This window comes from Vibrio sp. F13 (assembly GCF_020806305.2).
GTDB lineage: Bacteria > Pseudomonadota > Gammaproteobacteria > Enterobacterales > Vibrionaceae > Vibrio > Vibrio crassostreae_C.
In genome coordinates this window covers 854,171-876,928 of sequence record NZ_CP170175.1, presented here as the reverse complement: position 1 = coordinate 876,928, position 22,758 = coordinate 854,171, and the positions used below count along the sequence as shown (strand labels likewise).

Annotated in this window: 23 protein-coding genes; 18 read left to right on the top strand and 5 right to left on the bottom strand. The window is 44.6% G+C overall.

The features are described 5' to 3' along the window. The first annotated feature begins 24 nt into the window (after positions 1-24). Both LMH68_RS03960 and LMH68_RS03955 read left to right on the top strand, forming a co-directional pair. Positions 25-1,098 (top strand): methyltransferase, encoded by a 1,074-nt coding sequence (locus LMH68_RS03960; RefSeq protein WP_017062270.1) that lies wholly within the window; start codon positions 25-27, stop codon positions 1,096-1,098. 23 nt (positions 1,099-1,121) lie between these two features. After that, the gene (locus LMH68_RS03955) at positions 1,122-2,363 is read left to right on the top strand and encodes an NAD(P)/FAD-dependent oxidoreductase (RefSeq protein WP_229647684.1); all 1,242 of its coding nucleotides are present in this window, start codon (positions 1,122-1,124) and stop codon (positions 2,361-2,363) included. A gap of 128 nt (positions 2,364-2,491) precedes the next feature. Here LMH68_RS03955 and LMH68_RS03950 read toward each other — a convergent pair whose 3' ends face one another. Beyond that, positions 2,492-2,998, bottom strand: a complete 507-nt coding sequence (locus tag LMH68_RS03950; RefSeq protein ID WP_017062268.1) for a hypothetical protein — start codon at positions 2,996-2,998, stop codon at positions 2,492-2,494. A gap of 139 nt (positions 2,999-3,137) precedes the next feature. Continuing rightward, complete coding sequence (locus LMH68_RS03945) at positions 3,138-4,271, bottom strand: flagellar assembly protein FlgT (protein WP_017064138.1); 1,134 nt, start codon at positions 4,269-4,271, stop codon at positions 3,138-3,140. Between the two features lie 192 nt (positions 4,272-4,463). Here LMH68_RS03945 and LMH68_RS03940 point away from each other — a divergent pair, with 192 nt between their 5' ends. Next, positions 4,464-5,099 (top strand): FlgO family outer membrane protein, encoded by a 636-nt coding sequence (locus tag LMH68_RS03940; protein ID WP_017064137.1) that lies wholly within the window; start codon positions 4,464-4,466, stop codon positions 5,097-5,099. A 9-nt stretch (positions 5,100-5,108) separates the two neighbouring features. Beyond that, positions 5,109-5,540 carry a flagellar assembly lipoprotein FlgP gene (gene flgP, locus LMH68_RS03935; RefSeq protein ID WP_017062265.1) on the top strand — a complete coding sequence of 144 codons (432 nt, stop codon included), beginning with the start codon at positions 5,109-5,111 and terminating at the stop codon, positions 5,538-5,540. A gap of 257 nt (positions 5,541-5,797) precedes the next feature. On the opposite strand, the gene LMH68_RS03930 is transcribed toward flgP, so the two are convergent. From LMH68_RS03930 to flgA, 3 genes are all read right to left on the bottom strand, one after another. Continuing rightward, positions 5,798-6,223 (bottom strand): flagella synthesis protein FlgN, encoded by a 426-nt coding sequence (locus tag LMH68_RS03930; protein WP_017064136.1) that lies wholly within the window; start codon positions 6,221-6,223, stop codon positions 5,798-5,800. A 66-nt stretch (positions 6,224-6,289) separates the two neighbouring features. Then, entirely contained in the window at positions 6,290-6,607 is a 318-nt protein-coding gene (gene flgM / locus LMH68_RS03925; RefSeq protein ID WP_017062263.1) for a flagellar biosynthesis anti-sigma factor FlgM, read from the bottom strand. 178 nt (positions 6,608-6,785) lie between these two features. Next, positions 6,786-7,532 (bottom strand): flagellar basal body P-ring formation chaperone FlgA, encoded by a 747-nt coding sequence (gene flgA / locus LMH68_RS03920; protein WP_017064135.1) that lies wholly within the window; start codon positions 7,530-7,532, stop codon positions 6,786-6,788. A 77-nt stretch (positions 7,533-7,609) separates the two neighbouring features. Here flgA and LMH68_RS03915 point away from each other — a divergent pair, with 77 nt between their 5' ends. From LMH68_RS03915 to LMH68_RS03850, 14 genes are all read left to right on the top strand, one after another. After that, positions 7,610-8,536 (top strand): chemotaxis protein CheV, encoded by a 927-nt coding sequence (locus LMH68_RS03915; protein WP_017066180.1) that lies wholly within the window; start codon positions 7,610-7,612, stop codon positions 8,534-8,536. Between the two features lie 11 nt (positions 8,537-8,547). Continuing rightward, complete coding sequence (locus tag LMH68_RS03910) at positions 8,548-9,375, top strand: protein-glutamate O-methyltransferase (protein WP_229647685.1); 828 nt, start codon at positions 8,548-8,550, stop codon at positions 9,373-9,375. Positions 9,376-9,630: 255 nt separating this feature from the next. Further along, positions 9,631-10,026: a flagellar basal body rod protein FlgB gene (gene flgB, locus LMH68_RS03905; protein ID WP_004736175.1), complete on the top strand. Its 396-nt coding sequence runs from the start codon at positions 9,631-9,633 to the stop codon at positions 10,024-10,026. Between the two features lie 4 nt (positions 10,027-10,030). Further along, complete coding sequence (gene flgC / locus LMH68_RS03900; RefSeq protein ID WP_004736176.1) at positions 10,031-10,444, top strand: flagellar basal body rod protein FlgC; 414 nt, start codon at positions 10,031-10,033, stop codon at positions 10,442-10,444. Between the two features lie 17 nt (positions 10,445-10,461). Then, positions 10,462-11,175 (top strand): flagellar hook assembly protein FlgD, encoded by a 714-nt coding sequence (flgD, locus tag LMH68_RS03895; protein WP_010439286.1) that lies wholly within the window; start codon positions 10,462-10,464, stop codon positions 11,173-11,175. Positions 11,176-11,224: 49 nt separating this feature from the next. Continuing rightward, positions 11,225-12,529: a flagellar hook protein FlgE gene (flgE, locus tag LMH68_RS03890; protein ID WP_017062260.1), complete on the top strand. Its 1,305-nt coding sequence runs from the start codon at positions 11,225-11,227 to the stop codon at positions 12,527-12,529. A gap of 251 nt (positions 12,530-12,780) precedes the next feature. Further along, a complete protein-coding gene (gene flgF, locus LMH68_RS03885) occupies positions 12,781-13,530 on the top strand; it encodes a flagellar basal-body rod protein FlgF (RefSeq protein WP_017056855.1) in 750 nt (249 codons plus the stop codon). 21 nt (positions 13,531-13,551) lie between these two features. Next, positions 13,552-14,340, top strand: coding sequence for a flagellar basal-body rod protein FlgG (gene flgG / locus LMH68_RS03880; protein WP_017062259.1), 789 nt, complete (start codon positions 13,552-13,554; stop codon positions 14,338-14,340). A gap of 108 nt (positions 14,341-14,448) precedes the next feature. Next, positions 14,449-15,225, top strand: a complete 777-nt coding sequence (gene flgH / locus LMH68_RS03875) for a flagellar basal body L-ring protein FlgH (protein ID WP_017076829.1) — start codon at positions 14,449-14,451, stop codon at positions 15,223-15,225. 94 nt (positions 15,226-15,319) lie between these two features. Continuing rightward, positions 15,320-16,411: a flagellar basal body P-ring protein FlgI gene (locus LMH68_RS03870; RefSeq protein ID WP_017062257.1), complete on the top strand. Its 1,092-nt coding sequence runs from the start codon at positions 15,320-15,322 to the stop codon at positions 16,409-16,411. A gap of 13 nt (positions 16,412-16,424) precedes the next feature. Beyond that, entirely contained in the window at positions 16,425-17,342 is a 918-nt protein-coding gene (flgJ, locus tag LMH68_RS03865; RefSeq protein WP_017064131.1) for a flagellar assembly peptidoglycan hydrolase FlgJ, read from the top strand. 220 nt (positions 17,343-17,562) lie between these two features. Then, complete coding sequence (flgK, locus tag LMH68_RS03860; protein ID WP_229647686.1) at positions 17,563-19,443, top strand: flagellar hook-associated protein FlgK; 1,881 nt, start codon at positions 17,563-17,565, stop codon at positions 19,441-19,443. A 10-nt stretch (positions 19,444-19,453) separates the two neighbouring features. Next, positions 19,454-20,644, top strand: a complete 1,191-nt coding sequence (gene flgL / locus LMH68_RS03855) for a flagellar hook-associated protein FlgL (RefSeq protein ID WP_017064129.1) — start codon at positions 19,454-19,456, stop codon at positions 20,642-20,644. Between the two features lie 418 nt (positions 20,645-21,062). Then, positions 21,063-22,199, top strand: coding sequence for a flagellin (locus tag LMH68_RS03850; protein WP_017064128.1), 1,137 nt, complete (start codon positions 21,063-21,065; stop codon positions 22,197-22,199). Positions 22,200-22,758 lie beyond the last annotated feature (559 nt).

Genomic DNA, 22,758 nt, shown 5'->3' with positions numbered 1-22,758 from the left:
CTATTATTTAAAGTTAGGTTTTTCGTGTCGGAATATAAATTAGATCCATTCAACGCATTAGAAGCAAAAACAGAAGCGCAGAAATTGTCTTTCGCTCCGATTGTTTTTCATACTGCTCGTACACTTCGTGATTTAGGCATTTTGAAAGCGTTAGATGACGCGGGCAACGAGGGTTTACCAGCAGAGTCTATCTCTGAATCGACCGGTGTCTCTGAGTACGGCGTGAAAGTCCTGCTCGATATGGCGTTAAGTGCTCATATTGTGACTTGGGAAAAGCCTAACTACAAAATGGCTAACCTTGGTTTCTACCTTCTGCATGATGGTATGACTAACGCAAACATGGATTTCACAGCCGATGTTTGTTATGCCGCGATGATGCATCTAACAGAAGCGATTGAAGAAGGCACACCTGCAGGCTTGAAAGAGTTGGGTGATTGGGAAACCATTTACCAAGGCTTGTCTCAATTGCCAGAAAAAGCAAAAGAGAGTTGGTTCAAGTTTGATCACTTCTATTCGGATCGCTCGTTCCCTGTGTTACTTGAAAAAGTCTTCAGCAAGAAACCTAAGTCGCTGGTGGATATCGGCGGCAACACGGGTAAGTGGGCGATGCAATGCTGCAACCATGATGCGGACGTTGAGGTGACGATTGTTGATTTGCCACAGCAGCTAGAAATGGCAATGGCAAACGCGGCAAAGCATGGTCATCAAGAGCGAGTCACGCCATTCCCAGCGAATATGCTCGATAAACAGCAAACTCTGCCAACGGGCGCGGATGTTTGGTGGATGAGTCAGTTCCTTGATTGTTTCTCGCCAATGGAGATTCTGAGCATATTAAAGCGCGTTCGCTCTCATATGTCAGAAGATGCGACTGTCTATATCCTTGAACTGTTTTGGGATTCACAGAAATACGATGCGGCTTCTTATAGCTTAAACGCGACGTCTCTCTACTTTACCTGCTTGGCCAATGGCAACAGTCGTTTTTACCGCAGTGAAGATTTCTTAGAGATTGTTGAAGAAGCGGGCTTTGAAGTGGTAACGCGTACCGACGATATCGGTCTTGGTCACACGCTTCTAGAATTGAAAGCTGGCGCGCAATAAAAATAACAAACATGGCTTAAATAATGAAAAAACTATCAACTCAAGTGGTGATCATCGGAGCTGGGCCATCAGGGTCTATTGCTGCGTCTTTACTTCATAAAAAAGGCATCGATGTTCGAGTGATTGAAAAGAGCGTATTCCCTCGCTTTTCTATTGGTGAAAGCCTATTACCAGCTTGTATGGAAATGATTGAACAGGCTGGGATGACTGACGCAGTGATCAACGCTAACTTCCAATACAAAGATGGCGCTGCCTTTCGCAAAAATGGTGTTTATACGGCGTTTAATTTTGAAGACAAGTTCTCTTCTGGCCCTGGAACTACGTTTCAGGTTCAGCGAGGTGCCTTTGATAAGGTTTTGGCAGATACGGCTGAGGCGCAGGGTGTCTGCATTGATTACCAACATGAGTTAATGGGCATTAATTTCACCGACGACAGCACCATTTTAGATGTACAAGTGCTGGGTGGAGAGCGTTATCAGATAGAAGCGCAATACGTTCTGGATGGCAGTGGTTTTGGTCGAGTGCTACCAAAAATGCTTAACTTGGCAGAGCCGTCATCGCTCCCTCCACGCAAAGCTATTTTTACGCACATTAACGATCATATTGCAGAGGTGGATACCGATCTTGAATATGACCGAAATAAAATTCTTATCTCTGTGCATCCAATCAACCCTGATGTTTGGTATTGGTTGATCCCGTTTAGTAACGGTGTCTCTTCGTTTGGTGTCGTAGGAGAGCCTAAGTTCTTTGAGTCCTATCCAGAAGACAAGATTGCTGCAATTAAACAGCTGGCAGCGGAAGAGCCGGGCTTGGCTGAGATACTGGCAAGCGCCGAGTATCCAAACCCTGCGGGTGAAATTGGTGGCTATTCTGCCAATGTAAAACATTTGGCGACGGATAAGTACGCGTTGCTTGGCAATGCCGGCGAGTTCCTTGACCCGGTGTTCTCGTCAGGCGTGACGATTGCGATGAAGTCGGCACAGTTTGCGGTTGAGTGTGTCGAAAAGCAACTTAACGGTGAGAAGGTAGATTGGGAACGCGATTATGCCGCTCCTTTGATGGTTGGTGTAAACACCTTTAGAACGTATGTTGAGGGGTGGTACTCAGGTACTTTGCAGGATGTGATTTTCTATCAAGATCCAAATCCAAAGATTAAGCAGATGGTGTGCTCAATTCTGGCGGGTTACGCATGGGATCAAGCCAACCCTTATGTGAAAGAGTCTAAGCGCCGATTGGCGACACTGGCTGAGATATGCCGAAACTAGGTAATCGATTTTGTATGTAGCAATACTCTAAATTGCCACGATGGATCGTCATAAATTAAAAACAGCCGCAATGTGCGGCTGTTTTTGTATCTGAAAAATATGGGCGGTCAGCTTAATCGGATTTAAGCCTATTTTAAGTCGATGCTGTTCAATCGTCCCATAAATATAAGTAGATCAATTACGTCTTTGTGAGCATCAAGCAGCGCACGTTTGGTTTGGCTATAAGCTGCAAGTCGGCCGTGCTTTCTGATTGAACATACCTTGGTTTTGTACTTGTAGTCACCATTCTCAGAGAAGACGCGCCACTTAGCGATGTAGCACTCGTCGCGGTGCTCAGGATCACTCTGAGTTGGATTTGGCTTGAATACAATTTTGGGTTCTAGACTATGAGGCAGGCGCGTCATCAGGTAGGGCTCTTTGAGGACTTTGGGCCAAAATTTGCCCCATAGCTGTCTGCCCAGTTCATCTCTTAATTTAATGGTTTTCTTCAGTGCTTTGTCTTCACCCATACGAACAAAACCGACCGACCGATGCAGCACCGTATCTTCGGGAGTATGGATGTGGATCTTAAAAGCGGTTTTACCTTTCGAGATAAAGCGGTAACCGGTAGCACCAATTAGATTATTCTGACTCATAGTTTGCTAAGTGATGATTATGTTATTAATAAGATTACGCCAAATACTGCAAAACCGAAACTAATACCCATGAAAAAAATAAAGCCTTAGCATCTTTGCTAAGGCTTTATTAGAAACTCTGAGACGAGAGTGTCGCTAACTACATGATTTTCTGCATCACATCACCAATTTGAATGCTTCCCGCAAGGCTTGGCTGATCAATCGTGAGTTCCGCTTCGTTTTCGTAAACGCGAGAAACCGTTAGGGTGATGTCGCTTTGAGAAACCTTGTTGCGTGGCAAACCGCGTTGGTCGATAAACGAACCTGTGTGCCACAGTTGCAACTTGTCACCTTGTTGTACGCCATGCATTCGACCTAAATCAATGGTCACAGTGTTACCAAATACCGCTGCAACCTCTGGAAGGGTGATCTTACATGACACTTCCGATTCTAAGTCCAACATAATATTACGGCTAACACGCAGCATCATGCTGCCGTAGGTTGATGCCCAGAAACGGGCACTGCGGGTGTCGACTTCACTGGTCTTAGCAAATGGCCACTTTGCCACTTCACGATAGCTACGGTTGTAAACCTGATGTCCTGTTTTACCATCGAAGACTTGCATCTCTAACGCAAACTGGCGATTGATGATGTCGTCTTTCAACAGTTTGGACTCGATGGTCGCGGTTAAATCGGTAATGTCGCCACCAATGATGTATTGTGCGCCAGTGTCTTGGGCGATCATCTTGATCACTTCAGGTCGACGTTTGTCGATGTCGTAATTGGTCGTGCCAACGGAAACAAAGCTGCGAGACTCTTGCGCCAGCTGTCGATCTACGACATGACCAAAATCATCACCAATGTTATAGATTCTGCCCATTACAGCTTGCTGAGGGGAGGTCACATCAATGTTGCCGACTAAAAATGTCTTCTTGTATTGGCTCTCATGGCAAGCATTTGCCGAAGGATAGATATCGATCCTTGCGGTGATCATTATATTGCCACTGCGTTTTTTCTCTTTCTCTACCAAGATGTAGCGCACTTCATGATTGGTAAATTGAAACTCTTTCTTGTTTGCGTCGAGGTACGGCGTGAGGTTGGAGATACTACCAATATCAGCACCTGAGAACTGGATCGCTTTATATACCGCGTCTTCCAGAGCATGAACCCTTGCCGTTTCCTCTGAGGATACGATGGCTGCGGTACCGGTAACTTCATACCAAGAGGCATGAGCACTGAAGCTTATGGTTATCAGTGAACTTATTGAAAATAAGTAAGAAATTATTTTTTTCATCTATTCGTTACCAGTTGGGTATAAATATTGCTTAACAAATAACTATAAGCTTGAAGCTGACTTAAGTGCGTTTTTCTTAATCTGAACCATTAATGAAAAGCAAAGACTGTTCCAACATTGTAATCCATTGAAAAGAATAATGGTGAGAACATATTGGAACAGGGAGCACTAAACCTATCTGGAGATAAGAGAATGAAAAAATGGCTCGTAGTAATGAGTGTCATGTTGTTGACCTCATGCGCTTATTCGCCAATCTATAACGGCAAGTCTGAATATTCAGGCAGTCAGTTTATGTTGATGGATAGCCCTCGTCATACCATGGATTTCTTCGTGGAAAGTATGACCGAAGATCTGATCATTTCGAATACGAGTATCTCAGCAAGAACTCCGATAGCGATTACGTCGTTTGTTGACCTGCAACACATGGACACAACGAACTGGCTAGGAAACTCGGTATCAGAAGGTTTCATTCATCAGTTTCAGCGTCGTGGCTTCAAGGTTGTTGATTTCAAAACAACAGGTTCTATTCAAGTGACTCATCAAGGTGACTTTGCGTTAAGCCGCGATTGGAAAGACTTAGCTCAAGAACAAGACGTACAGTACGTACTGACAGGCACTATGCTTCGCCAAGAAGGTGGTGTGTTAGTCAATGCTCGTGTTGTTGGCATGCAAACTCGCATTGTCGTGGCGACGGCACAAGGCTTCTTGCCTGCAGACCGTATTGGTCGTGACCTAGATACTCTAAACAGTATTCGAACTCAAGATGGCGTTATCATTCGTTCTGACCCAACGATCAGCCAGCCTTATACTGTTATTCTTCGCCCTTAGGAGTTCGAGATGAAGAAGTTAATATTTGTTGTTGCCGCTTTACTGCTTGTTGGCTGTCAGCCACTGCAAAACATGAGGCCAGACGACTACTTAGTTGCCGTTGGCTACGCGAGTATCAGTGAGCAGAAAGGACGTAACGATGAAGAAAGACGTATCCGTGCGATGAGAGCTTCTAAGATCGACGCCTATCGTGAACTTGCAGAACAAGTTTACGGTATGCGAGTGAGTGGTCGGGCAGAGCTTGAAGATCAACGCCTTGGTACGGAACGTACTTCTGGTGCGGTTGATGGCGTAATCCGCGGTGCAGAAGTTGTACGCAGCTACCCTGTGGGCGATAGCTATGTTACTGAGCTTCAGCTTGATATCCGTAAGATGGAACAGTTACGTAATTACGGTGAAGTTCAACCTGTACCTGAAAAGAGACAACAAACGCTGTTCTAGCCCAAGGGGCGTCTAGCGATAGGACTATCCAGTTATATTGGCTGCTTTCGTTTTCCAGATGGCGTATCGGCAACCAATAACTAATATGAATGTAAAAGCGGCAAGTATGAAAATACTTGCCGCTTTTTTGTTTATCGATTTTGTCAGGGCGTTCAAAGGCTGATTAGGTGTTTTAATAAAAGATAACGACAGGAATAGTCTGAGATACAGATAAACGGTTAACAAGGGGTATTACTGAAGAGGAAGAGTTAACTTAACTAGGCTTTTACGTTGGTTCCCAGCGTAGAGATAGTATGCGTTTGACCACCGGCATTGTAGGTCATGCCAATTTTTCCGTGACTTTGCTGCATCATATTGCTGAGTTTTTTGAAGCTAAGGTGCGCTCGATTTAAGGCTTCGCCATTCACAAGGTTCGCTTGCTGGCAATCGTGCACTATGGACTGGATCTTAGTGACTAACTGAGCAAGTTCAGGGTTCTCGGTCAGTTCTGAGATATTGGTATGGGCTGCGATTCGCTGATCGGTTGATCTTAGTTGTTCAACTAGGACCACTTTTTCTTTGGCGATTCGCTCAATATCGTTTGATTGTCGGCTCGTAATAGCGGTTTTCTCTGAACTTAGTAATTCAGATAAGGCTTTGGCATTTTGAAGTTGAAAATTAACTAAATCTGCTAGTGCCGCCATAACGTAAACCTATTCATAACCTCGTGTACTTTAAGACAATAACTTCAATGAAAAGTTAGTGTTTTCTTAAAGGCCTTTTAATTCATCTTCGAACTTGATCATGTTGTCAGCCAGTTTCTCTGGATCGACAGTGTATGAACCATTCGCAATTGCTTCTTTGATCGCTGCTACTTTCACAGAATCAAAGCTTGGCTGTGCTGCCATATCTTGGTGGAGCTGACCAATCGCTTTGCCTTGTTGGCTCAGTGAAACCGCATCTTTGCTTGCTGGTGATTTAGTTGATACATCAGAGCGTGATGCCTCAGAACTAGAATCAGAGCGTACTGCTGATCGGTTAGTGGTCGTTAGGGTTTGCCCTGAACGAATATTATCAATGCCTGCCATAGTTAAGCCTTTTTCTTCAAAAATGGGAACCTGTACAGTCAATATCGACCAAGGGTTCGAATACTTTAGCAATTTTTAGCTCAATAGTCGAAAAGGGACAAAACACCGCAGCCGTTATATTTGGCGTTAGAGTTGAGGGTGAAATCGCTAACGATACCGTCAATTTAGAAGTAAAGAGTTAAAAGTAAACCGTGACTTCAGACATGCTGGTAACAATCCCTTCAATTATACGCTGTGATTTATCATTTTTCACTCTTACTTGATCACCCATAGAGCCATCGGTAAGCGCAGTTCCTTTGGTGGTAATGGTCATGCCACCTTTTACTGCCTGTATGATAACCTTCTCGTTTCGGCACACGACACAGATATCACCTCTTTCTACAACATCGCCCGGTCTTAGGTTCTTTTTTACCTTAGCGCCGATGACCTGATGTGGAGCTGTGAAACCTTGGCGACGAAACTTGTTAAGAGAAATCATAGCGGTGGTGACATCGTATTGACCGACGATTTCGCCTCTCGCGAGTGAGCGAGTGGTGGTGACAAGAGGCACCGACATCGAAAGGCGCACCGGTACATAAACTCGCCACTCATCAGGAACACATTGAACTAAAACCGTAATACTGCTGCGGGTATTGGTGGTCGTTGAAGCGCTGGTCTCTAAAGGCACTGGGCAGTCTGTCGCTTTGATTCTTGAGTCAACATTTGCTGAATTAACAAAGAGTTCGCCACCTTGTGGCTGCTCAACTGTATCAAGGATATGTTGCTCCGCTGCAGACTGAATCATCTCAATTTGTTCTGGGGTCGCAGCTTGTACAAAAAAACTAAACAATATTGATAAAATGCCGATAAACTTAGCGACAGTTTTAAAAGTAGCTCTACACATTGCTATGGAAAGAGGTGGCAAATTTGTTTTATAATACGTCATTCCGTTTCTCTGGTGGTTCGTAGCCTGCAGTAGACTAACACTTTTTATACAAAAAAGTTTGATATGGAGATGAGCTCATGACGGGTATTCTTGATTCGGTGAATCAGCGTACGCAACTCGTCGGTCAAAACCGATTAGAATTACTAACCTTTCGCCTAATGGGGCGTCAGCGTTACGGCATTAATGTCTTTAAAGTAAAAGAAGTGCTGCAATGCCCTAAGCTGACAAAGATGCCAAACTTGAACCCACTGGTTAAAGGTGTAGCACACATTCGTGGCCAAACGATCTCTGTGATCGACTTGAGCTTAGCGATTGGTGGCCGTCCTACAACGGATATTGAAAAGTGTTTTGTGGTTATCTCTGAGTTTAACCGAACCATTCAAGGTTTCTTGGTAAGTTCAGTTGAGCGCATTATTAACATGCACTGGGAATCGATTCTTCCGCCGCCAGATGGCGCAGGTAGAGCTAACTACCTGACAGCGGTAACCAACATTGATAATGAATTGGTAGAAATTCTTGATGTTGAGAAGATCCTTGCAGAAATTTCTCCTGTTGATGAAACAATGGACAGCAAGATTGCTGAAGATATTGCGAAAGTAGAACAAGAGAAAGAACTGGTTCGCCGCATCTTGATTGCTGATGACTCGACCGTTGCTCGTAAGCAGGTTCAACGTGCTATTGAGTCGATTGGTTTTGAAGTTATCTCGGTGAAGGATGGTAAAGAAGCCTACGAGAAGCTGATACAGATGTCATCAGAAGGCAGTATTTACGATCAGATTTCATTGGTGATTTCTGATATCGAAATGCCAGAAATGGATGGATACACGCTGACTGCTGAGATTCGTCGTCACGCCGAACTTAAAGATTTATACGTAATTTTACACTCATCTTTGAGTGGTGTATTTAACCAAGCCATGGTTGAGCGTGTTGGAGCTAACTCCTTCATCGCTAAATTCAACCCAGATGAGCTTGGTGCAGCTGTAAAAGCTGCGTTAACTAACTAAAAGAGACATTAATGACTGCTATAACAATAAGTGATCAAGAGTATCGCGATTTCAGCCGTTTCTTAGAATCTCAATGTGGCATTGTATTAGGTGACAGCAAGCAGTATTTAGTGCGCAGTCGTCTAAGCCCATTAGTAACGAAGTTTAAGTTAGCTTCTTTGTCTGATTTGTTGAGAGATGTAGTAACAGGTCGAAACCGTGAGCTGCGTGTGGCTGCTGTCGATGCCATGACGACGAACGAGACACTTTGGTTCCGTGATACTTACCCGTTTGTTGTGCTTGCGGATAAGCTTCTACCGGAAATAGCGGCAAATAAACGTCCTATTAAGATTTGGTCTGCGGCAAGCTCTTCAGGCCAAGAAGCATACTCAATGGCAATGACGATTCTTGAAACTCAAGCTCGTAAGCCAGGTATGCTGCCAAATGTATCGATTACCGCAACTGACATCTCAGCAAGTATGTTGGATATGTGCCGCACTGGCGCTTACGACAACCTTGCATTGGGACGTGGACTTTCTCCAGAGCGCCGTCGTACTTTCTTTGAAGATGCGGGCGATGGCCGTATGAAAGTGAAAGATAACGTCAAGCGCATGGTGAACTTCCGCCCTCAGAACCTGATGGACAGCTATGCATTGTTAGGCAAGTTCGACATTATTTTCTGTCGTAACGTGCTGATTTACTTCTCGCCTGATATGAAGTCAAAGGTACTTAACCAGATGGCAAATAGCCTCAACCCAGGTGGTTACCTGCTATTAGGTGCGTCGGAATCACTAACAGGCTTAACGGATCGTTTTGAAATGGTTCGCTGTAATCCAGGCATCATCTACAAATTAAAGTAATGGTTGGCACCAGAATCAGGTGCGGCGTTACTGTCTAATTTCAAAACCCAGCCAAGTGCTGGGTTTTCTTTTTCCTGCTTAACCTATATCTTTAAGTCAGAGTGACATTCCAATTTACTCTATTTTTTGGCTTGTATATTGCAAGTTTACCCACGAGTAACCTGTAAAAGTATTGATAGACCGCTTTGTTTTAAAAGTTGGTATATATATTGCTTTGGTTATTTCATAACAGTCAGTTCTTGAGTTGAGGTTTACATGGCTATTTCTTTTGACAATGCTTTGGGCATTCACCAGCACACAGTTGGTGTACGTGAGCGTAACGCTGAGGTGCTTTCCACCAATATCGCGCAAGCAAACACGCCTGGGTATAAAGCAAAGGGATTAGACTTTAAGAAATCACTGCAAGCGGCAAGTTCTGGGGCAAGCATTGGTCTTAGCCGTACAGATGGTCGGCACATTTCTGCCTCAACAACGGTGAACGGGGAAACGAAGTATCGCATTCCTACCCAACCTGATACAGGAGATGGCAACACGGTTGATTTGGATTTGGAAAGAAACCTTTTCATGCAAAACCAAATTAGGCATCAAGCCTCTCTCGACTTCTTAGGAAGTAAGTTCAAGAATTTAACTAAAGCGATTAAAGGGGAATAATTAGATGAGTTTATTCAATGTATTCAATGTGACTGGTTCTGCGATGAGTGCTGAATCTGTTCGTCTAAATACGACCTCGAGCAACCTTGCGAACGCGGACAGTGTAAGTAGTTCTGCTGAAGAAACTTACAAGGCTCGTCACGCAGTGTTCGGCGCTGAGTTAAATAAAGCACGCAACAGTGGTCACACTGTGCCTGTGAAAGTATTAGGTATTGTGGAAAGCGATAAGCCGCTAAGCGCGGAGTACAACCCGGATCACCCATTAGCGAACAACGAAGGCTATATCTACAAGCCTAATGTCAACGTTATGGAAGAAATGGCAAACATGATTTCGGCATCACGTGCGTACCAAACAAACGTACAGGTTGCTGACTCGAGTAAACAAATGCTGCTGCGTACGCTGCAGATGGGTCAATAAGGATAAGGAGGTAGCACATGGCTGGAATCAACAACAATGTTGGTCAAAGCGGCTTGTCCTATGTTGACCAGCTGAAGAGTCTTCAAGATGGCGCTAAAAAGCCCGACGAAACAACAGGTAAGCAGGATCTTAAACAAGAAGACTTCTTATCTTTGTTGACTAAGCAACTAGCACAACAAGACCCTTTCAAGCCGGTTAGCAATGACCAGATGATTGCGCAAATGGCTTCATTTGCGACCGTAGATGGCATTGGCAAAATGAATACACAGTTTGAAAGCTTGAATTCATCAATGACCTCTAACCAAGCTCTTCAGGCCTCCTCTTTAGTTGGGCGTGATGTATTGGTTCCTGGTGCGGCAGGTGTAAAACCCGGTGATGGCGGTATGGCGGCAATGGTTAAGCTTCCTCAGGCAATGGACAATGTAATGGTCCGTGTTGAGAACGAAGTTGGCCAATTGGTTCGCACATTTGATATCGGCTCTAAACCATCTGGTGATACACGTGTTGAATGGGACGGAAAAGACGAAGACGGTAACCCATTGCCGGCCGGTAAATACAACGTGAAAGCGTCGGGTTTGCTGGATGGCGAGAACACAGAGTTCCAAGTTTCCAGTTATGCGAACGTGAACAGTGTGCTTCTTGGTAAGGGCGATGGCAACGTACTACTCAATCTGGCTGGTTTCACATCGCCAGTACGACTTGCTGAAGTACTAGAAGTTGGTAAAGCGTAGCTCTTTATTGAGTGACTATGCTAGCTAGATAGATTAGGAGAATAATGGAATGTCATATGTAGCTTTAAGCGGCCTATCCGCTGCACAATTAGACCTTAATACAACCAGTAACAACATTGCGAACGCAAACACATTTGGCTTTAAAGAGTCTCGTGCCGAGTTCGGTGATGTTTATTCAAGCTCGTTGTTCACTAACGCAAAAACGACGGCAGGTGGCGGTGCGCAAGCTAGCCAAGTGGCGCAACAGTTCCACGAAGGTTCAAGTATTTATACGAACAACCCAATGGACTTACGTGTAAGTGGTACAGGTTTCTTTGCAGTATCGAAAGACCGCATGGTGCCAGAGATTAACGAATTAACGCGTAATGGTGCATTTCACCTAAACAAAGACAACTACATGGTTACCGCTAACGATGAGTTTCTTTTAGGTTACGATGTTGATCCAAACTCGGGTGAAGTTCTTTCTTACGCGCCAAAGCCTCTCGACATTCCTGCTGAGTTTGGTAAGCCAAAACAGACAGAAAACATTGAAGTAGGGGTTAACCTTCCTGCAAACGGTGATCTTAAAGACCCGGCTGCATTTAACTTCAAAGATGCTGATACTTATAACCGTGCAACGTCTTCGACGGTATACGATTCTATGGGTCAGTCTTACAAGTTAACGACTTACTACCTCAAAGATCAGACTCAACCAAACACTTGGCAAACGTACTACACCATGTCAGATGAGAACGGTGAAAAGCCGGTCAACATTACTGGTGGTGATGCGACGAATGCACAAGGTCATGTTGGTCACACAATGAAGTTCAACAATGACGGTACGTTAGCAAGCCTAAACAATGGTCAGCCGATTAACTCGGAACCACTGGGTGCTGGCGCGAACCCAATTGACTTGAACGGTGCTGATCCAACTCAAGTGCTTAAGTTTGGTCTAGATTCGTCAACTCAGTTTGCCGCTCCGTTTGAATTGACTAAGTTTGATGAAGATGGCGCGACAACAGGTTTCTTAACAAAAATCGATTTCGATGAGTACGGCAGTGTTCTAGGTACTTACTCAAATGGTGAAAACGTGATGCTTGGCCGTGTAGGCTTGGTTCGTGTACCAAATGAGCAAGGTCTGGATAAGAAAGGCGGTACTCAATGGGATTCTACCAACGACTCTGGTGACAAGATCTGGGGTGAATCGAACAAAGGTTCATTTGGTAGCATCAACAACGGCTCACTAGAGCAGTCGAACATCGATATGACTCAAGAACTGGTTGATTTGATTTCTGCTCAACGTAACTTCCAGGCGAACTCGCGTTCTCTAGAAGTACACAACCAGCTACAACAGAATATTCTTCAGATTCGTTAATCGTTTAAAGCGTTTGAATCATCTGCGAATACCCAATTCAATGTTATTGAATTGGGTATTGTTGTTTGTCTTTTTATTTGCCGCCCCTATTGCCGCCCGGTAATGCCACTGGCAACAATTCTTCCTCAATGATCCTTTGATGATCACCCTTCTTGTTCGTTTTCTATTTAAATTATTGATAAATAACAGTTAAAAATATTGGCACAGTGTTTGCTTTATTAGCCCCAGAAGATGATTTTTGGAGCAAAATTATGGATCGCGCACTGTTTCTTGCCATGAGTGGCGCTAAGCAAAATATGCAAGCTTTGCAGCTACGTGCAAACAACCTTGCCAACGTAAGTACAACGGGTTTCCGTGCTGATTTAGCACAGGCACGTTCAATGCAAGCGTATGGCGAAGGCATGCCTACTCGTGTTTTCAGCATGACAGAGCGTCCGGGTCATAATTTCGCTCAGGGTAGTGTGGTTACTACTGGCCGAGATCTAGACGTTACCATTCAAGGTGATGGTTGGATTTCAGTGATGGACAATACTGGCCGTGAAGGTTTAACACGTAACGGTAACCTAAGGGTTGACCAAAACGGTTTACTAACCAACGCAAGCGGTCACTTAGTGCTTGGTGAAAACGATGCACCAATCACGCTGCCAATCCCAATCAGCAAAGTAGAAATTGGTACAGACGGTACGATCTCTGTCATTCCTCAAGGCGCTCCAGCTGAAGAATTGGCCGTGGTTGATCGTATTAAGCTTGTACGTCCAGACAACCAAAGTTTGTTTAAAGACACGAATGGTCTATTCCGTTCGAAAAACCCAGATCAGGCATACGAAGCAGATGCAGCGGTAACGTTGCTAAAAGGTGCTATCGAAGGCAGTAACGTAAATGCCGTAGGTGAAATGACCAGCCTAATTGACTTACAACGTCAGTTTGAAATGCAGGTCAAAATGATGAGCACAGCAGAGGAAATGGACAAGTCGTCTGATTCACTGCTTCGTATGAGCTAATAGAATTTAAAGGACATTGCTATGCATCCAGCATTATGGGTAAGTAAAACGGGTTTAGACGCCCAACAAACCAATATCTCAACGATTTCGAACAACCTTGCCAACGCCTCAACTATTGGTTTTAAAAAGAGCCGCGCGGTATTTGAAGATCTGTTCTACCAGAATATTAATCAACCGGGTGGTCAATCGTCTCAGAATACTGAGCTGCCAAGTGGTTTGATGCTGGGTGCCGGTTCTAAGGTCGTCGCGACTCAAAAAGTGCACACTCACGGTAACGCACAAACGACATCTAACAGCCTAGACATGATGATTGAAGGCGACGGTTTCTTCCAAGTTGAAATGCCAGACGGTGAAACAGGTTACAGCCGCAATGGTCAGTTCACACTGAACGGTGAAGGCGCGATCGTAACGTCGGGCCAAGGTTATCCTCTACAACCAGAAATTGTGATTCCTGAAGACGCGATCTCGGTAACGGTTGGTAACGACGGTGAAGTATCGGTTCGTCTACGTGGCGAGCAAAACAACGTCGTGGTTGGCCAAATCACCATCACTGACTTCGTAAACCCAGGTGGTTTAGAGCCTGTAGGTCAAAACCTTTACTTACCAACCGGTGCTAGTGGCGACCCGCAAGAGGGTGTTCCTGGCTTTGATGGCTTAGGTAATATTCGTCAGTCGATGCTTGAAACATCGAACGTCAACGTAACCGAAGAGCTGGTGAATATGATTGAGGCTCAACGTGTCTACGAAATGAATTCGAAAGTTATCTCGTCGGTAGACAAAATGATGAGCTTTGTTAACCAACAGCTGTAACTGATTTATTAGCCGTTTAATTATTGATAATTAATAGATTATTTCCAATTAATTGACGTGTTTCTACTCATTGTTCTATTTACCATTGCCTGCTGAGAGTATATCGCCATGAAACGTATTTTTTGTTTAGCTCTGTTTATGTCTATGACGGGGTGTTCTGTTTTGGATCCTATTGAGACTCCGGCAGAAGAAAACGCAACCACAGTGGTTGATGCCGTGGAAGGTGATAAGTCGGCTCAAGAGAGCTCAGGCATTATTGATACACTTCGTGGTCGAACCGATCCAGTTGCTGGTGACCCAGCATGGGCGCCAATCAATCCAAAAGAAAAACCAGAACACTACGCAGCAGCAACGGGCTCACTGTTCAATGTTAATCACATTGGCAGCATGTATGACGACTCAAAACCTCGTGGTATTGGTGACATCATCACTGTAGCGCTAGACGAGAATACTCGAGCGACCAAGAAAGCCAACGCAGACATGTCTAAGTCGAATGATGCAACGATGGAGCCGCTGGCAGTTGGTGGTCAAGAGTTGACGATCGACAAGTACAACTTTTCTTATGATCTGAGCAACACCAACACCTTTGCGGGTGACGCGTCAGCCAACCAGAGTAACAGCATCAGCGGCTACATTACCGTTGAAGTTATCGAAGTCTTAGCCAATGGTAACCTAGTGGTCCGTGGTGAAAAGTGGATGACACTGAACACAGGCGATGAGTATATCCGCCTAAGCGGCACCATCCGTCCTGATGATATAGACTTCGAAAATACCATCGCTTCAAACCGTGTTTCTAACGCACGAATTCAGTACTCGGGCACGGGCGTGCAGAAAGATATGCAAGAGCCTGGATTCTTGGCACGATTCTTTAATGTATCTCTGTAGAGCTTGATAGGACGACGACATACTGACAGCCTCTATCACTGAGCCACATTTAGCTAAGCTATTATAAATTAAAGCAATACAGACAGGTTACTCAATGAAAAAACTGACACTCGTACTATTCGGCATGCTATTTCTTGCCACCAGTGCCCATGCTGCGCGAATCAAAGACGTGGCAAAAGTGGCGGGTGTTCGTAGTAACCAACTTGTCGGTTATGGTTTGGTCACGGGCTTGCCGGGTACTGGTGAGACAACTCCCTTTACCGATCAAACATTTAACGCAATGCTGCAAAATTTTGGCATCCAATTGCCGCCCGGCACTAAGCCAAAAACCAAAAACGTCGCGGCTGTTATTGTGACTGCTGAACTGCCAGCATTCTCTAAGCAAGGCCAAGAAGTTGACGTAACCGTTTCTTCTATCGGTTCAGCAAAAAGCCTTCGTGGTGGTACCTTGCTACAGACCTTCTTGAAAGGTCTAGACGGTCAAGTGTATGCGGTCGCGCAGGGTAACTTGGTGGTAAGTGGCTTTAGTGCACAAGGTAACGACGGTTCTAAGATTGTCGGTAACAACCCTAACGTTGGTATCATCTCTAGCGGTGCGACGGTTGAACAAGAGATCCCAACGCCATTCGGTCGTGGTGACTACATCACCTTCAACCTAATCCAATCAGATTTCACAACGGCTCAGCGTATGGCTGATGCGGTTAATAATTTCCTAGGCCCACAAATGGCTTCAGCGGTAGACGCAACTTCAGTAAAAGTTCGTGCACCGCGTGAAATCAGCCAGCGTGTAGCATTCTTGTCGGCTATCGAAAACATCGAGTTCGACCCTGCTGAAGGCTCTGCAAAAATCATCGTCAACTCTCGTACAGGTACGATTGTGGTTGGTAAGCACGTTCGCCTAAAAGCGGCGGCGGTCACCCACGGTGGTATGACGGTTGCAATTAAAGAAAATCTAAACGTAAGCCAACCGAATGCATTCTCTGGTGGCCAAACGGTAGTGGTCCCTGATTCTGATATCGAAATCACGGAAGGCGATGGTAAGATGTTCAAATTTGAACCTGGCCTAACGCTGGACGATTTGGTACGCGCAGTCAATGAAGTGGGCGCTGCACCTTCTGATTTAATGGCAATCCTTCAAGCACTGAAACAAGCGGGTGCGATTGAAGGCCAATTGATCATTATCTAAGAAGGGGTAAAGCATGATTAAAAATAACAATGACATCGGCTTTATTCACGACATCGGTAGTTTAGACCGTCTTCGTCAACAAGCGGTAAACGGTGAAGAAGGTAGCGAGAAAGAAGCATTAACCGCGGCGGCAAAACAGTTTGAATCGATTTTCACCTCGATGTTGTTTAAGTCAATGCGCGATGCTAACTCGAGCTTTAAGTCGGATATGTTGAACAGCCAGAACGAGCAGTTCTATCGTCAGATGCAAGATGACCAAATGGCGAGTGAGTTAAGCGCTTCAGGTTCATTAGGTCTTGCAGATATGATCGTGGCTCAACTAAGCGCTGGCCAAGCAAGCGATACGTCTGAAGAGAAGGTTCGCAGTGAAGGCTTTGATGCTTCATTGCAAAGACCGCAATATTCAGGCCGTTCGGAAGAGCGAGCGTCAGACGTTCAACCTGCGCAAGCAGCAAAACAGCCAGTATCCTTTGATTCTCCAGAATCGTTTGTGACCTCAATGAAGCCTTACGCGGAAAAAGCGGCAAGTGCGCTTGGTGTGGACTCGTCTCTTCTATTGGCACAAGCTGCCCTTGAAACGGGTTGGGGTTCTAAAATGGTTAAGAACTCTTTGGGCAACAGCAATAACTTATTTAACATCAAAGCAGATAGAAGTTGGAAGGGCGATAAGGTCGCGACTCAAACTCTTGAGTTCCATGGCAAAACCGCCGTTAAAGAGTCAGCTTCCTTCCGTTCTTACTCTAATTTCGAAGATAGCTTTAATGATTACGTGAAGTTCTTGAACGAAAATCCAAGATACGAAACGGCGCTACAGCATCAAGGCAATTCAGAGAATTTCATCAAAGGTATTCATCAGGCTGGTTACGCAACTGACCCTAACTATGCAGACAAGGTTTTACGAGTTAAAGCCAAGATTGATGAGATGAACTAGCGTCATAAATCAACATAGAGAGCTTGCTACTGGCAGGCTCTTTTCTTCTCCGCCCCTTCAGTTCTTACGCGTAATCCATAGTTATCTCCTTACACTTCAATAAATTATCGTCTTTTAATTTCCTATTGTTTGTGTTGGCACATATATTGCTTTTATCTTAGTAATATACGGTTGTAGTTAATCAGTTCATTCTGGTTTTGTTAAGTTTTTTGGGGGCATTATGGCGTCGGATCTTCTGAATGTAGGGGCACAAAGTGTTCTTACGGCTCAGAGACAGCTCAACACCACAGGTCATAACATTTCTAACGCTAACACAGAGGGCTATAGCCGCCAGTCTGTGATTCAAGGTGTGAATGACCCGCGCCAGTACGGTGGGCAATCCTACGGTATGGGGGTACATGTGGAAAATGTTCGCCGCTCTTGGGATCAGTTTGCCGTCAAAGAACTTAACTTATCGACAACCAATGCCGCCAACAAAGGCGATACCGAAGCCAACCTCGATATGCTGTCGAGCATGTTGTCGTCGGTCGCTTCAAAGAAGATTCCAGAAAACCTCAACGAATGGTTTGATTCCGTTAAGACTCTCGCCGATACCCCAAATGATGTGGGTGCGCGTAAGGTCGTGTTAGAGAAAGCAGGGCTTGTAACTAAAACCTTGAATGAATTTCATGAAACAGTTCGTCAACAGTCTGATTCTACGAATAAAAAATTAGATATGGGTATCGAGCGAGTTAACCAACTTGCGTACGAGATCCGTGATGTTCAGCGTTTAATGATGCGAACTCCTGGGCCTCATAATGACCTACGAGATCAGCATGAAAAGTTGATTAATGAGCTTTCTGGTTACACCAAAGTTACGGTGACACCACGCTCAAATGCCGAAGGGTTTAATGTCCATATTGGTAATGGCCATACCTTGGTCTCTGGTAGTGAAGCGAGTCAGCTGAAGATGGTTGATGGCTTACCCGATGCACATCAGCGCCGCCTAGCGATTGTTGAAGGTAAGTCTTTAAAACCGATCACCAGCAGTGATATCGACGGAAAAATCGGCGCCATGCTAGACATGCGTGACGAACATATCCCAGCAATCATGGATGAGCTTGGTCGTTTGGCGACCGCGTTTTCATATGAGGTCAATAGTCTTCAAGAACAAGGTTTGGATCTTAACGGCAACGTAGGTAAGGACTTGTTTACCGACGTGAACTCAGAGCTGGTGGCAAAATCTCGTGTCACGGCTAGCGGGCAATCGAAAGCCGATGTTGCGGTATACATTGATGATACTTCTGCCTTAAAAGGCGGTGAGTATGGACTGAAATACGATGGCAGTGATTATGTCGTGACTAAGCCGAACGGTGAGACCGTTAAGATGGCGACCGACTCTAGCGGTAGTGCTTTTTATCTTGATGGCATGCGAGTGGAAGTACGTAACCCTCCTGAACTAGGAGAGAAACTGTTACTGCGTCCAACGCGTAATTTTGCTGCGCAGATTCATATGGAAACCAAAGACCCGAAAGACATTGCTGCGCAAAGTTATGAGGCATCGACCACGTTTGCTAAGGGTACTGCTGGTTTCAAAATTCTAGAAGCTGGTCAACTGCGTGAGTTTGAAGTGATTGTCTCACCAAAAGGTGAGCAGTTTGCTGTGACGGATCCGAAGGGCAACATTTTAATGCAGCCGCAACCGTATCCGCCACAAGGGCCAGTGACTATCAACGGCACAACGTTTGAGCTCACACCCGGCGCGGTGGCAAACGATAAGTTTACGGCAAACCTTGTCCCATCAGAAGGTGACAACGGTAACCTGCGTAAGCTGCAAGACCTTCAAACAGGAAAGCTGTTGAATGAGGGTGAGTCTACGATTTTAGACCTTTACCATAACTTGAATACTAATACGGGCTTGAAGTCTTCAACGGCAAATCGCCTGAGTGATATTGCGACGTTAGAAAAACAGTCGGCTCAAGAACGTATAGCTTCTATCTCGGGAGTAAACCTCGATGAAGAAGCGGCAAATATGATGAAATTTCAGCAAGCGTATATGGCTTCTTCACGTATCATGCAAGCAGCCAATGATACGTTTAACACTATTTTGGCTCTGAGATAGGAAGGTATAAATGTTGAATCGTATCTCTAGCTTCCATAATTATCAGTCAGTACAAAACGACTTGCGCCGTCAAGAGAACAAGGTGCATCACAACCAAGCACAACTTGCTTCGGGTAAGAAGTTACAGTCGCCAAGTGATGACCCATTAGCGACGCACTATTTACAGAACATTGGTCAGCAGTCAGAACAGCTTAAACAGTATGTCGATGCGATTACTCTAGTCAGAAACCGTCTTGAGCATCATGAAGTATTGGTTTCTAACACTGAAGGCTTTGCTGATGAAGCAAAACGAACCGTTATGGAAATGATCAACGGTGCGCTTTCTCCGGAAGACCGTTTAGCTAAGAAGCGTGAAATTCAAGAACTGGCGAATAACTTCCTGCATTTAGCCAACTCTCAAGATGAGTCGGGTAACTACACGTTTGCAGGCACTAAGCCGAAAAATCAGCCTTTCTTTCGAGATAACGAAGGGAATGTGACATATCAAGGTGATGACTACCAACGCAAGATGCGTGTGGCAAGCAGCTTTGAAATGGCAATGAATGATCCGGGCAGCAAGATGTTTATGGAAATAGACAACCCGTTCGGTGACTACGAACCTCAGTACGAGCTTGAACCTGCGTCTGAGTTATTGCTCGGGCGTGCGACCAACAGCGATGAAGATGGGTCTACTTATAAAGTGACGTTTGTCGACATGCAGACGGGCAATTTCGCTTATCAGCTTGAAAAAGACGGCGCAGTGGTTGCGGCAGAAGATTTTGATCCTTCGACAGGCATTGTTTATGAAGGGCTGAATATTCAAATCAAAGGCCAAATCACTAAAGGTGATTCGATCACCTTAGAACCACGAGAGACTTTCTCTATCTTTGATACGTTCAAAGAGGCTGCTGAGCAGGCTGAAAACCCGGTATCGGATGCATCAGCAACAGCGAAACTGCACCAAGTAACTGAAGAGTTCCACGCTGCGTTTATCCATTTGACCAAGGCAAGAACCGATGTTGGTGCACGCTTGAGTACTTTGGATATTCAAGAGCAACAACATGAAGATTTCAAGTTGTCTTTAGCAAAAGCAAAAAGCAACTTTGAAGACTTGGATTACTCGAAAGCGATCATTGAGTTCAATGAAAACTCTCGAGCACTACAAGCTTCTCAACAAGCGTTTGGCAAAACCAAAGACCTGACCTTGTTTAACTATATTTAATGATCAATCGGTATTTAATGGTGGCTTGTCGATCACCATGGCGTTGATTCCTTGCCGTATGTGCTATGCCATACGTGCGAATGACGCCACAGTTTGCCGCTTTTTTGTACGAAGCATGATGTTTCTAGAATAGCGGCAAAAAACGGCAATAAGGAAGGTGAATGTTTTTCATCTTCTAATAGTAGAAAATCATAATTGCGCAGTGTTGTTTGTAAGCTTCTGATTTTTAAATAATTAAAAAATTATTTATATGATATTAAACTTGGCATACAACTTGTATCTGTGTTGGTTATAAATGATTAATACAGATCTTAAACCTTGTATAGGGTTTATCGAGTAATACACGGTCAGTGCTTATCCATATGAGAGTAAAGCTGGCCGCTTCGCAGAAACTTTGCGAACTCATAAGGAGAGCAAAATGGCTATCAATGTAAGCACTAACGTATCTGCTATGACAGCACAGCGTTACCTGAATAAAGCATCTAATGACTTAGCGACTTCTATGGAGCGTTTGTCATCTGGTCACAAGATCAACAGCGCGAAAGATGATGCGGCAGGTCTGCAAATCTCGAACCGTCTAACCGCTCAGTCTCGTGGTCTTGATGTGGCAATGCGTAATGCCAACGACGGTATTTCGATTGCTCAAACAGCAGAAGGCGCGATGAACGAATCGACTAACGTACTACAACGTATGCGTGATCTAGCGATTCAATCATCAAACGGCACTAACTCGCCGGCAGAGCGTACTGCACTGAACGAAGAGTCAATGGCACTTCAAGATGAGCTTAACCGTATTGCGGAAACCACATCGTTTGGTGGTCGTCGTCTACTGAACGGTTCATTCGGTGAAGCTTCATTCCAGATCGGTTCTAACTCTGGTGAAGCAATGATCATGGCTCTGACAAGTATCCGTGCAGATGACTACCGTATGGGTGGTACTACGTTCGATTCAGAAAACGCGAAAGATAAGAACTGGGAAGTGCCGCCAACAGCGAGCGATCTTAAGTTCGAATTCAAAACCAAAGCGGGTGAAGACATCGTTTTAGATATCAATACCAAAGCGGGCGATGATATCGAAGAGCTTGCGACTTACATTAATGGTCAGTCTGATCTTGTGAACGCATCGGTTACTGATGATGGTCGCATTCAACTGTTCGTTGCTGAACCTGACCTTGACGGCCCAATGTCTATCTCTGGTGGTCTAGCGTCTGAGCTAGGTATTAAGAGTGAAGGCCGCGCAACCTCGGTTCAAGATGTTAGCTTAACCAGCGTTGCGGGTTCACAGAACGCGATCAGCGTGATTGATTCTGCAATGAAGTACGTGGATTCACAGCGTGCTGATTTGGGTGCAAAACAGAACCGTCTAAGCCACAGTATTAATAACTTGGCAAACGTACAAGAGAACGTAGACGCTTCAAACAGCCGAATCAAAGATACGGACTTTGCGAAAGAGACGACGCAAATGACCAAATCACAAATTCTGCAACAAGCAGGTACTTCAATACTTGCTCAAGCAAAACAGTTGCCTAACTCTGCAATGTCATTATTGCAATAGTTATTGGTTGAACTTGCTGCTCGTGTTCAGACGTGAGCCATGCAGCAAGGGAAACTGGCAAGCATACTTACTATTGAATGTTTAGCTCTCTCATCTCTCACCTGCTATCCATTTTTGCAGTAAGAATGCAACGGCAAGTCGGAAATGTGTTCATTTCTCGATGATCTCCACACAGGCTCTGACGCGCCAACTAGCCCCGGTTCTCTCAAAGGAAAAGGGGCTTTTTCCTTTCTGTATTTCTTGTTTTTGCTATTTATTTTCCTGTGAACTTTCTCGCACTACCTTTTCCAAATCTCTATTTGATGGTTCTTCTTCACGACAAATAATGTCATCTATTACACAAGATTTGCGTAAGTCAGAGATCTTTGGCGATTGATCATTTCTCGACCTTGAGCCATTTAGACGGCGGTTCGTACGCTTTCTGAACAGATTAAGATCTTTTTCCAATTGAAATCTATCGCTGTATTAGAAAATGATGAAAATTAAGTTTTTGATAAATATTAGATTAATATTTTTTTTGTGGTTTTTTGAAAGTTTTTCTAAAGCTTCTGATTTTCGC